Genomic DNA, 11,018 nt, shown 5'->3' on the forward strand with positions numbered 1-11,018 from the left:
GGTTTATTAAGGTCCTTATCTAGATTTTAAGGGGATTGTACCTGTGCTACAATAGGTGAAAAAGATGATCTGTACCGGTACAGATTCAATGAAGAAGGGGAAGCATGCACAAATATGAAGAAATTTTAACCGATCTGGAGCGGCAGATCGCGGACCGGCGCTATAAGGAAGGCGGCAAACTTCCCTCCATCAGGCAGCTTTCCGAAAGCTACCGGGTCAACAAAAGCACCGTTATCCGTGCGCTGGAGGAGCTGGAGAGCCGGCATCTGATTTATTCCATGCCCAGAAGCGGATATTTTGTCGTTAAAATGTCGTGTGATTCCGTTCCGGTCCCGGCGGACGATATCAACTTTGCCGTCTCGGCTCCGGATCCGGCCTTTTTCCCATATCTGGATTTCCAGCACTGCATAAACAAAGCGATCGATACGTACAAAAACGATTTGTTTGTGTACGGGACGCCTCAAGGGCTGCCTGAGCTGCTCGTAAGGATGCAGAAGCTGCTTGCGGATTATCAGGTGTTCACAAGCGTCGGAAGCCTGTTTGTCGTATCCGGCGTGCAGCAGGCGCTGGCCATTCTGGCCGCGCTTCCTTTCCCGAACGGGAAGACGAAGGTGCTGATCGAGCAGCCCGGCTACCACCTGTTCATCGAACAGCTCGTGACGCACGGAGTTCCGGTCATGGGAATACGGCGTTCGCGGGAAGGCATCGATCTGGACGAGCTGGAGCGGCTTTTCAAGACGGAGCCGGTCAAGTTCTTTTATACGATGCCGAGGTTTCACGCCCCGCTAGGCAGCTCATACCCTACGGAAGTAAAGAAGAAAATCGCGGCCCTTGCCCGCAAGTACGATGTTTATGTGGTGGAGGACGACTATCTGGCCGACTTGGAGCCGGACGGCAAAGCCGATCCGATTCATGCTTACGATGGAGGGGCGCGCGTGATTTATTTGAAAAGCTTTTCCAAAATCATGTTCCCCGGTCTCCGCATCGGCATGGCAGTTATCCCCGCAAGCCTTGTGGACCTTTTCAGCCGCTATAAACGGATTGCCGACATCGACAGCTCGATGATTTCCCAGGGTGCGCTGGAAATTTATTTGAGAAGCGGTATGTTCGAACGTCACAAGCATAAAATCAAAGCCGCCTACGCGGCCAGGTCGCGGGTGCTCCGGCGAATGCTTGAGGAGTATAGACCGCTTGCATGCGATGCAGTACAGGAAATGGTGGAAGGGGAGGCGCAGTCTCCCGTCCATACGCACCTTTTGCTGAACGCGTCCGTGCCCCAAACGCAGCTGGCGGAGAGGCTGCGCAAAAAATCGGTGGTGATCGAACCGATCGGCAAGCACTATCTGCCGGGTTTTCCGCGCGACAATTATTTGAAGCTGAATGTCTCCCAAGCGGGAGAGGATGAAATCCGCAAAGGGATCCGGCTGCTCATGGAGGAGCTGGGACGTTACGGAGTCCGCTAATGCCTCCTGCACCGGCGGCCGTCAGACAAAAAACGGAGACTGCTCCAAGCGGTCTGCCGTTTTTTTATAGGCTCAAAAGGACATTGACACTATTGTACATATTGTATATAGTATACATATACAATATAAACAGATCGAATGCGAAGCGGGTGAACTATGAACATTATTCTTTCGCAGAGTTCAGGCGAGCCGATCTACGAGCAGATCCGGCAGCAGATTCAGCGCCAAATTCTGCAGGGGGAGCTGCTTCCCGGTGAAGGTCTGCCGTCGATCCGGCAGCTGGCCAAAGACCTGCAAATCAGTGTAATCACGACGAAGCGAGCCTACGAGGAGCTGGAGAAGGAAGGGCTGATCGACTCGGTCGTCGGTAAAGGCTCCTTCGTCTCCGGTCTTAACCGGGAATATATCCGGGAACAGCAGCTGAAGCAGTTCGAAGCGAAATTGTCGGAAGCCGTCCGGGAAGCAAAGCGCCTGGGAATAACGGTGGAAGAAACGGTCGAGACCGTCAAAGCGCTGTATGAAGAGGAGGAAGACATTCGATGAATGCGGTGGAATTTCAGCATATTTCCAAAACGTATCCCAATTTCAACATTCAGGATTTGTCCTTTGCAGTTCCGAAAGGATACATTACGGGTCTGATCGGACCTAACGGCGCGGGCAAGAGCACCCTGATCAAAATTTTGCTCCATCTCGTTATTCCGGAGCAGGGGCGCGTCTTCATAGAAGGAATGGAGATGCCGGAGCGGGAGAAGGAGATCAAGGGAATGATCGGTTTTGTATCGGATCAGAGCCATTTCTACGAGCATCTGACCGTCCGGCAGACCGGCAGGCTTCTCGCTTCCTTTTACCCGAAATGGGACGAAGCCCAGTTTCAAACGTATTTGGAGCAGTTCGAGCTCCCGTCCGGCAAGAAGATTTCGGACTTATCCAAAGGTATGAAGATGAAGTTCGGCCTGGCCGCGGCTCTATCCCACGGGGCCAAGCTTCTGGTGATGGACGAACCGACCGCGGGGCTCGATCCGGTTTTCCGGCGAGAGCTGCTCGATCTGCTGGCCGATCTGATGCAGGATGAACAGCATACGATTCTGTTCTCCACGCACATTACGACGGACTTGGACCGGGTCGCGGATTACATCGCTTTTATGAACCGGGGGAAGCTCGTATTCAGTGAAAGCAAGGATAACGTCCAGGAACGGTATGCCATCGTAAAAGGAGGGACAGAGCTGCTCGATGCGGACATCCGCAGGCAGTTCGTTTCCATCCGGGAAACGTCCGTAGGCTTCCAAGGCCTGGTTTATAACCGGCCGCAGGCGGAAAAGCTGTTCGGAGGCTACGCGGTCATCGAGCCCGCCACACTGGAAGATATCATGGTCTACACGGTCAAAGGAGGGAACAGCCATGCTGGCACTGCTTAGCAAAGATTTCCGCGTGATGAGAAAAGAGCTCTTGTGGATGGCCGTCTATGTCGTTTTCTTTGCCGTCTCTTTTTCCGGTTCCCGGATGGGCGGTGTAGTGGTCCAGCTTGTTCCCTCCATCATGCTCTTGTTTATTTCCGCGAATCACGACGTGAAGAACCGTAATTTCATCCTGCTGGGCAGCCTTCCCGTGCGGCGCTCGGACATCGTGCGCGCCAGGTATGTGAGCGTTCTCCTGTTCGGTGTACTGGGAGCGGGGATCGGTTTTGTCGTAAGCACGGCAACGTCGATGATCCGGGGAATGGGCGGCGTATCCGCTTTCTACTGGGGAACCTCGGGGCTTCTCGGCATTATGCTGCTCATGTATGCGGCGATTTACCTTCCGCTGCATTACTGGCTGGGTGACAAGTACCTTCAGGTAATCAGCGTCATCATGATGATTCTGCTGTTCGCGTCGACTTCCATGCTGGGCTTCATTGTAGGAGCGACGGACAAATGGGGGCTTCCTTCCCCGGCGGCAGTCACGGTTATCACGTTGGCGGGAGTGTCTGCATTTTTCGTTTCTTATCTGATTTCGCTCGGAATCATGAAAAAGAAAGATTTTTGAACAGCCGCTCCGGGGAGCGGGAATAAAATAACAAAAGCAGCGGATAAGCTCCGCTGCTTCTTTGATTTACTTGCCGTTATGTTTGAGGAAAAATTCTTTGAACTTCTCACGCGTGTTGCCTTCGGTTCCGCCGTTTTCCGGCACGCCGCCGACCATGCGTTCTACCTCTACGCCGTCTTTGTAGTATACGAGTGTGGGCGTAAATTCGATGTTATATTTTTTCCAGCCGTCCTGGAATTCAAGCAGGTTAAACTGCTTCACGTCGATGCCAAGCTCTTTTTGCAGCGGAACAAGTACAGGCGTCGTTACTTTACAGTGGGGACAATCCGCGCCGTAGTAGTACAGGAAGAAGCTTTCTTTGTTCGCGATGCGTTTGTCGAGCTCTTCGGGTTTGATCAGGTTCTGGTAATTCGGATCTTCAAGCAGTTTCTGAGTGGCCGGCTTCAGCTTGGAGGCGGATACGCCGTAAAGCTTGTTGGCCGCTTCGTCGTTGCCTTTGTTGGAAGATTTCGTGACCATGAAGATAGCGGCGAAAAGGACAACGATAATGCCTAAGTAAATCGCTAATTTTTTCATAATTCACTCCTTATAAGGTTACTTGTTTAGCTAGAATAATTTCGAGACGAAAGAACGCAAATCCTGCTTATACTTCATGAAAAAGTGAGAAAATCGTGAAAGATTTCCTGTTTTTTTGTCAGACCGAAGGTGCAAGCAGGCCCGGAATAGTCTATAATACGGGGAGCCGCACTAATTCCGCCCGGTATGCTTTACCAGAACGCTTCGACCGATGACCCCGATTCGCATAAAAGGAAGTCCACCGAACATGCCCCGGCCCCGGATTCAAGGAGGCGAGAGGGCTTTTATTCATAGGGCGGAAAAGCAGCAAATATAGGCAGGCTCCATCAAAATATGGCCTGGAAGGAGGCGGAAGGGCGATTAAAAGGAAAACACAGCGGCTCGATAAGGTGCTGGCCAATCTCGGATACGGTTCACGGTCCGATTTGAAAAAGGCGGTCAAAAACGGCCTCATCGAAGTGAACGGCATCCGGATTAAAGACAGCGGAATGCAGGTGGACCCGGAGGGGGACGAAATCACCGTAAGCGGGGAAAAAATCGTTTACCGGGAATTCGTTTATCTTCTTCTGAATAAGCCGCAGGGCGTCGTTTCCGCAACGGAAGATAACCGGGACCGCACGGTAGTGGATCTGCTCGGCGATGCTTATGCGCCTTTTGACGTATTTCCCGTCGGCAGGCTGGACAAAGATACAGAAGGGCTTTTGCTGCTTACGAACGACGGCAAGCTGGCCCATAATCTCCTTTCTCCGCGCAAACACGTGTCGAAAACGTACTACGCCAAGGTAGAAGGGGCGGTCGGAGATAGCGACAGGCAGGCTTTTGAGGCGGGCGTCGAGCTGGATGACGGGTATGTGACGATGCCGGCACGGCTCCGCATTCTGGGATGCGATACGACTGCCGAACCGGTGCGCTCGGAGATTGAGCTGACCATTCAGGAAGGGAAGTTTCATCAGGTGAAACGGATGTTCCAGGCAGTGGGCAAACGGGTCGTTTATTTAAAACGCATCTCGATGGGACCCCTTCAGCTCGATCCTGCTTTGGGACTGGGCGAGTACAGGGAATTGACCCGGGAGGAGCTGGATCTGCTTCAAGGCAAGCCTTCTCTTGATTCCGCCCCCGGTGCCCACGACGATCTACATAAGTGAGACGAAGCGGAGACGCTGGGAGGCACGGCATAGGCTAGTGGTAATACCAGATGAGATAATACCAGATGATAACGGAGTGGAAAGGAGACCTGCCCCATGACTTACAAACTGATCGCCCTGGATGTTGACGGCACGCTTCTGAATGACGACTATCTCCTTACCGAACGGACCCGGGAAACCGTGCGCCGTGTACACGAGCAGGGCAGCTCTATCGTGCTCTGTACGGGCCGCGGGCCGGCAAGCGCCATTCCGGTTCTGGAGGAGCTGGGACTGGAAGGAACGGTTATTACGCACAACGGGGGCGCCACCGTTCAATCTCCCGGGCTGGAACTGATTCACCAGTATGCCTTTCAGGTGAGCCAAATTGCCCCTATGATCGCTTACTGCCGCGAGCACGGGGTCCACTTCGACATGTGCGCCCCGTTTGACATGTACCTGGAGCGTTTGACCGAGATCGAAGAGGCGATGTACAAAAAGTTTTTCGTCACTCCGCATCTCGTTGCGGACGTTACGGCTTTGACGGTCCCGCTTGTCAAATTTACGCTTTACAGCGCGGACCCGGCCGTCATGGACCGGGTGGAGCGGGAATGGTCGATTTCCCGGCTGTACGGCGATCTCCGCATGATCCGCAGCGGGGATCATTTTATCGACGTGATGCACGCGGACGCGACGAAGGGCAACGCGCTGCGCAGCTTGTGCACAAGCCTTGGCGTCCGTCCGGACGAAGTGCTTGCCATCGGCAACTATTATAACGACCTGGAGATGATCTCCTTCGCGGGTCTCGGAATCGCGATGGCCAATTCTCCGGCCGGCGTTCTGGAGCAGGCGGACGGAATTACCGCGTCCAACAATGAAGACGGCGTGGCGCAAGCGCTGGAAACGCACGTCCTGCATGCGGTCCCTCGGGATTAAGCGATTGAACGGACATCCCGTGGCGGTTACTAAAAAAAAGAAAAGGCGGTGCTGCCCATGACTCGGACCGGTAACACCGACAAAACGAAAGTCCTGCTGGCGATCATGGTCGTGACCTTCCTTTCTTCCATCGAAGGCACGATCGTGTCGACCGCCATTCCCCGCATCGTCGGCGATTTGGGCGGCCTGGACTTGATGAGCTGGGTAATTTCCATTTACCTGCTCACGACTGCGGTTTCTACCCCGATATTCGGCAAGTTGTCCGATTTGTACGGACGCAAGAAAATTTTTATGATCGGAACCGGCTTGTTCCTGATCGGCTCGACTTTGTGCGGAATCGCGCAATCAATGGAAATGATGATCTTCTTCCGGGCGGTCCAGGGGATCGGCGCCGGAGCCATTCTCCCCGTTACGATGATTATCGTCGGGGATATTTATTCGTTCGAAGAACGCGCGAAGATCCAGGGCTGGATCAGCGGCATCTGGGGGCTTTCGGGTATACTCGGGCCCCTCGCGGGCGGTCTTATGGTCGATTATGTTTCGTGGAGATGGATTTTCTATTTCAACATTCCGTTCGGCATTATTTCCATGCTGCTTATTTCCGCCTATCTGCACGAAAATCTGGAAAAAACGAAGCGGCCGATCGATTATCCGGGCATCGTGACGTTCACGGTCAGTATGACGGCTCTGATCTATGCCCTGCTTAGCGGCGGAGTCCAGTATGCCTGGGGCTCGCCTGTCATTCTCGGCCTGCTGCTCGTCTCCGTCATCTTCCTGTTTATTTTTATCGCGGTCGAAAAAAAATCACCGGAGCCGATGCTGCCGCTTGACCTGTTCAAGGACCGGCTGCTTACGCTCATCAACTCGTCGGGCTTCATTCTCAGCGCGATTCTCGTTGCGGTCACGATTTACCTGCCTCTCTGGGTGCAGAGCGTGAACGGCGGCGGGGCAACCGGCTCGGGCTTCGCGCTGATCCCGCTGTCCATCTGCTGGACCGTCGGCGCGGCTCTGGCGGGAAGAGGCTTCGTACGCCTGGGCGTAAAAACCGCCGTCCTGATCGGCGTAGGAGCGATCACGGCGGGTTCCGTCGCCCTGGCCCTGATGACGTCCGCGACTCCGGGATGGGCGCTTGAAGTGTACACGGCGCTGTTCGGGATCGGCTTCGGCTTCGCTTTCACGGCGTATACGATCACGATGCAGTCCGCCGTGGGCTGGAAGCTGCGCGGAGCCGCCATGTCCTCGCATACGTTCATCCGTACGCTGGGCCAGACGCTGGGGATCGCGGTGTTCGGGATGCTCTACAACACCTCGCTGCACTCGTATCAGCAGGCCCATCCCGAAAAGGTCGGAGGCGTCGACCTCAACAAAGCGCTGGACGCCCACGGACGTTCCGCGTTCTCGCCGGAAACGATGGCGGGCATCCGCGATTTGTTCGCGTTCAGCTTGAGCCGCATCTTCTGGTCCCTGCTCGTTCTGGCGGCCATCGGTATCGTGCTTACGCTGCTGCTGCCGAAACGCTTCAAGGTCGAAGACGAGCCGGAGCCGTCAGGGGCAGCGGAACCGTCCCGGCAGTCCTGACGGATGGAAAGGAGATCACCTTCCGCTCAGATAGATCAAAAAGGCTTGTCCGCTCTGCTTCTGCAGACTCCGGGCAGGCCTTTTTTTCTATGGGCTTGCCTCCCGCTTGTCACATATATTTCCGGGAATCCGGGTACGCTAGGAGCAGAATCTTCCGGGTAAGCCGTTTTGGCCTGGCCAGAACTTGCTGCATCGTCCGGAAAATACCGATAAGGGAGGCAGAGCGAATGGCCCAGCTAGTACTAAGACCCGACCTCAAAACGGCGGGCGGAGAAGTGACGGAAATCTTGGTGGACGGCCGTTTTGCCGGAATTATCAGTTTGGTGTACCGCGAAGGGGACCGGATGACCGGGGGTATTCAGCTTGAAGATGCCGCTTTATCTCCCGCCGGCAAAAGAGAAGTGGATGCATTCGTGCGCAACCATATTCAATGGCTGGTCGACGCGATGAATATCCGGGAATGCGACGTTGTACTGACTTATGGCAGCTATGACCATATTATCGGCACCCCGCTGCTTCCGGAGAAATCCCCGGCGGTGGACTATGAGGACGATGAAACGACGGCGGAGTGGGCCGGTGACGACTCCGTATACGGAGACTACGAGGAAGAAGGACTCGATGACATCTCCATGGAAGAGGACGCCTACGATACCGAACCGGATTACGAGCTGGTGCTTCTGGAGGATATGCGAGGCCGGGTGGAATACCAGCTTTTTGATCCGGGCTCCCGCCTGGTGGCGGAAGCGTCATGCCGGATCTACGGCAGCGAAGCCGTCTGTATGCTCGACTGGGTATTCGATCCGCTTGAGGAAGAGATGGAACTTGCGGCGAATCTGATTGTCGCCGATTTTCAGGAAGAAGAAACCGAAAACTTTTTGTTCCACAGCCGCTTTGACGGGGAAATCGTGGATTCGATCGAAATCTCGCTGGAAGAGGCAGACGAGCTGAGCGAGCTGGACGGTGGAGAAGACGAATACTCGATCATTCTGGCAAGGGACGACGGCGATACGCTGACCTATGAGATTTACGAGCAGGAGTACGGCGGCATTCCCATCGGAACGGCCACTATTGACGTAAGCGAGGATCAGCTGACCGGATTTATCGATTTCCGGCAAACCGACGATTCCCGCCAGAGGCAAGAAATTGCCCGGCTGCTGATGGAGGAGCTGGACAAGGAGCAGGATTACGATTCGCTGCATCTGTCCATGCTGTACCGCAACAAGCTGATCGATGAACTATTGTTCGAAAATGTTACGGTTTGATAACCATACGGCGCGGCGCTCGCGTTCCGCGTTTTACCCCTAAAAAAAGAGAGGTCCTCTTCGCCGGATGACGAAAGGGACCTCTCTTTTTTGGTTTGTGCCGGGCTTTGGGGGGGAAAGCTGCCGGACAATCGGACAATTACTTGTTTTGGTTAACCAGATCTTGCAAAGTTTGAAGCGATTGAACGCCTACCATCGTTTTGACTTCGCTGCCGTTTTTGAACAGCTTCAAGGTAGGAATGCTCATCACTCCGAATTTCGAAGCCGTTTCGGGGTTGTCGTCGACGTTGATTTTCGCGATCGTTACCGCTTCGCCGGCTTCTTCCGTGAGCTGGTCCAGGATCGGGCTCTGCATTTTGCAGGGACCGCACCATGGCGCCCAGAAATCGACGAGAACAAGGTTGTTGTTATCCAGCGTTTCCTGGAAAGTTTGATCGGATACGTTTAGCAAAGACATAGGAATCCCTCCATGTGTGAAATTTTGAGTGTAAGACGGTTTGACTGGCTCGTAAAGGATGATGCGAAAAGCCATAGAGCGCGCCCGCCCCAAATGGGAGCAAGCGGGTTTAGATCTGTGTGTCTTTAAACGGTTCGGGCCGCCGGATAAACAGGTCAGAACGAATTTTTGACGACAACTTGCTCCAGAGGGAAGCGGCCGGAAGCATAAGCCGGTTTCGCCGCTTTGCCGACGGAGATCAGCAGAGTGGGGATGTAACGCTCGGGAACGTTAAACTCCTGCACGAACGCGGCCGGATTGAATCCGCCCATCGGGCACGTGTCGTAGCCTAGCGCTTTAGCCGCGAGCATAAGCTGCATGGACGCGAACGAGGCGTTGCGGATCGCTTCATCCCGAGGGATAGTGCCGCCGCTTGCGTAGGCGCCGTTAATTTGCGACACGAGCGTGTTCTTGATTTCCGGCGTCAAAAATCCGCCTTCTACAGCCGCTCCGTAGATCGTCTCGGCGTTCAGGTTCGCCTGCAGGTCGCCCAGGACGGCGACGACAAAGGAGCTTTCCGCGATCTGCTTCTGGTTGTTTGCGATCGGCAGCAGACGCTGTTTGGCGGCCGGATCGTCGATCACAAGGAATTTCCAGTGCTGCAGGTTCCAGGAGGACGGGGCTTGGTTGGCCGCGTTCAGGATAAGCTCCTTATGCTCCTCGGGGAATACGAAATCGGGATCGTACGATTTTACGGAGTGGCGCTCCGCAATAATTTTCAAGGTTTCGGGAAAAAGCTGCTGGGTCATAAATATCCTCCTTTTGGCGGTTCGAAACGTTATAGGTAATGTGTGCGGTTTTACGGAAAACATGTCTGGTTTCCGCTTATTCCGCGTAGTCAATTTTTTCAGGCCAACCATGTTCCGGTCAAAAAGTAAAAAAAGCGGGCTGCCGGCCGTCCGGCAAACATGGAGAACCTGACAGGCCCGCCGGCAGAAGGACGGGTATCCGGGCATAACGGATGCCGTCTGGATGGACTAAACTGTAACTAAATTAGTTACGCTATATCTAGTATAATAAATATTACAGTTCAAACTGTCAAGAGCAACTTTTCACATTCGACAATTTCAGTCATAATCGGAAGTGGAAGGAAGTGGAACTTGAATGAGTGTCCTGCAAAATGAACTGACGCACCTTATCTTTCTGGCGGAGGTCGTAATCGCAAGCCGCAAAAAAGAAGTGATGGAAGATACGCTGCAGTGTCTGCTGTATATTATCAAGTCGCTGTCCGAAGTTGAAGTGCCGGACAGTGTTGCAGAACAGATCGCTCATTTGACGGAACGTATAGAGGACAAGCTGCGGCAGGAAAACGAACGGATCCAGGAGATACAGGCAAATCTCGGAGGGCTGGCCAAACCCAATTCAATCGCTTAGCCGTCCGGATTCATATAAACCAAGATAAAACCCGCAGGGACCTGGGCTCCCGCGGGTAGTTTGATTTGCTTATGTAAGGTCTGCTGTCACGGGAGGCGGCTGCCCGGAATTATCCGTTGCGGCTGTTGCGTTCTTTCCAGAACAGGGCGCTGAGCATGCGCTCTACCCATTCCTTATCCTGCGCCGTCAG

Annotated in this window: 12 protein-coding genes; 9 read left to right on the forward strand and 3 right to left on the reverse strand. The window is 54.1% G+C overall.

Translation table 11 applies throughout. From position 1 onward, the window contains the following. Positions 1-104: 104 nt before the first annotated feature. The 4 genes from C4S74_RS22830 (at position 105) to C4S74_RS22845 (ending at position 3,485) form a co-directional block, all read left to right on the forward strand. Positions 105-1,463, forward strand: a complete 1,359-nt coding sequence (locus C4S74_RS22830) for a PLP-dependent aminotransferase family protein (RefSeq protein WP_103997637.1) — start codon at positions 105-107, stop codon at positions 1,461-1,463. Between the two features lie 156 nt (positions 1,464-1,619). Further along, positions 1,620-2,006, forward strand: coding sequence for a GntR family transcriptional regulator (locus C4S74_RS22835; protein ID WP_103997638.1), 387 nt, complete (start codon positions 1,620-1,622; stop codon positions 2,004-2,006). Continuing rightward, positions 2,003-2,878, forward strand: a complete 876-nt coding sequence (locus C4S74_RS22840; protein WP_103997639.1) for an ABC transporter ATP-binding protein — start codon at positions 2,003-2,005, stop codon at positions 2,876-2,878. The genes C4S74_RS22835 and C4S74_RS22840 overlap by 4 nt, the downstream gene beginning before the upstream one ends. After that, positions 2,862-3,485, forward strand: a complete 624-nt coding sequence (locus C4S74_RS22845; RefSeq protein WP_103997640.1) for an ABC-2 transporter permease — start codon at positions 2,862-2,864, stop codon at positions 3,483-3,485. Before C4S74_RS22840 ends, C4S74_RS22845 begins: the two co-directional genes overlap by 17 nt. Positions 3,486-3,551: 66 nt before the next feature. Here C4S74_RS22845 and C4S74_RS22850 read toward each other — a convergent pair whose 3' ends face one another. Then, on the reverse strand, positions 3,552-4,061 hold the full coding sequence (locus C4S74_RS22850; protein WP_103997641.1) for a thioredoxin family protein: 510 nt from the start codon (positions 4,059-4,061) through the stop codon (positions 3,552-3,554). Positions 4,062-4,399: 338 nt separating this feature from the next. Here C4S74_RS22850 and C4S74_RS22855 point away from each other — a divergent pair, with 338 nt between their 5' ends. The 4 genes from C4S74_RS22855 to C4S74_RS22870 all read left to right on the forward strand — a co-directional run bounded on the left by C4S74_RS22855 (position 4,400) and on the right by C4S74_RS22870 (position 8,958). Then, the gene (locus tag C4S74_RS22855) at positions 4,400-5,206 is read left to right on the forward strand and encodes a pseudouridine synthase (RefSeq protein ID WP_374755411.1); all 807 of its coding nucleotides are present in this window, start codon (positions 4,400-4,402) and stop codon (positions 5,204-5,206) included. Between the two features lie 96 nt (positions 5,207-5,302). Then, positions 5,303-6,118 carry a Cof-type HAD-IIB family hydrolase gene (locus tag C4S74_RS22860; RefSeq protein WP_103997643.1) on the forward strand — a complete coding sequence of 272 codons (816 nt, stop codon included), beginning with the start codon at positions 5,303-5,305 and terminating at the stop codon, positions 6,116-6,118. Between the two features lie 57 nt (positions 6,119-6,175). Continuing rightward, the gene (locus tag C4S74_RS22865; protein ID WP_103997644.1) at positions 6,176-7,696 is read left to right on the forward strand and encodes an MDR family MFS transporter; all 1,521 of its coding nucleotides are present in this window, start codon (positions 6,176-6,178) and stop codon (positions 7,694-7,696) included. Positions 7,697-7,923: 227 nt separating this feature from the next. Next, entirely contained in the window at positions 7,924-8,958 is a 1,035-nt protein-coding gene (locus C4S74_RS22870; protein WP_103997645.1) for a hypothetical protein, read from the forward strand. A gap of 139 nt (positions 8,959-9,097) precedes the next feature. Here C4S74_RS22870 and trxA read toward each other — a convergent pair whose 3' ends face one another. Both trxA and C4S74_RS22880 read right to left on the reverse strand, forming a co-directional pair. Beyond that, on the reverse strand, positions 9,098-9,415 hold the full coding sequence (trxA, locus tag C4S74_RS22875) for a thioredoxin (RefSeq protein ID WP_103997646.1): 318 nt from the start codon (positions 9,413-9,415) through the stop codon (positions 9,098-9,100). Between the two features lie 155 nt (positions 9,416-9,570). Continuing rightward, positions 9,571-10,203 (reverse strand): nitroreductase family protein, encoded by a 633-nt coding sequence (locus C4S74_RS22880; protein WP_103997647.1) that lies wholly within the window; start codon positions 10,201-10,203, stop codon positions 9,571-9,573. A gap of 355 nt (positions 10,204-10,558) precedes the next feature. Here C4S74_RS22880 and C4S74_RS22885 point away from each other — a divergent pair, with 355 nt between their 5' ends. Then, a complete protein-coding gene (locus C4S74_RS22885) occupies positions 10,559-10,828 on the forward strand; it encodes a hypothetical protein (RefSeq protein WP_103997648.1) in 270 nt (89 codons plus the stop codon). Positions 10,829-11,018 lie beyond the last annotated feature (190 nt).

The organism is Paenibacillus sp. UNC499MF, assembly GCF_900107975.1.
In the GTDB taxonomy this organism is placed as follows: Bacteria; Bacillota; Bacilli; order Paenibacillales; family NBRC-103111; genus Paenibacillus_F.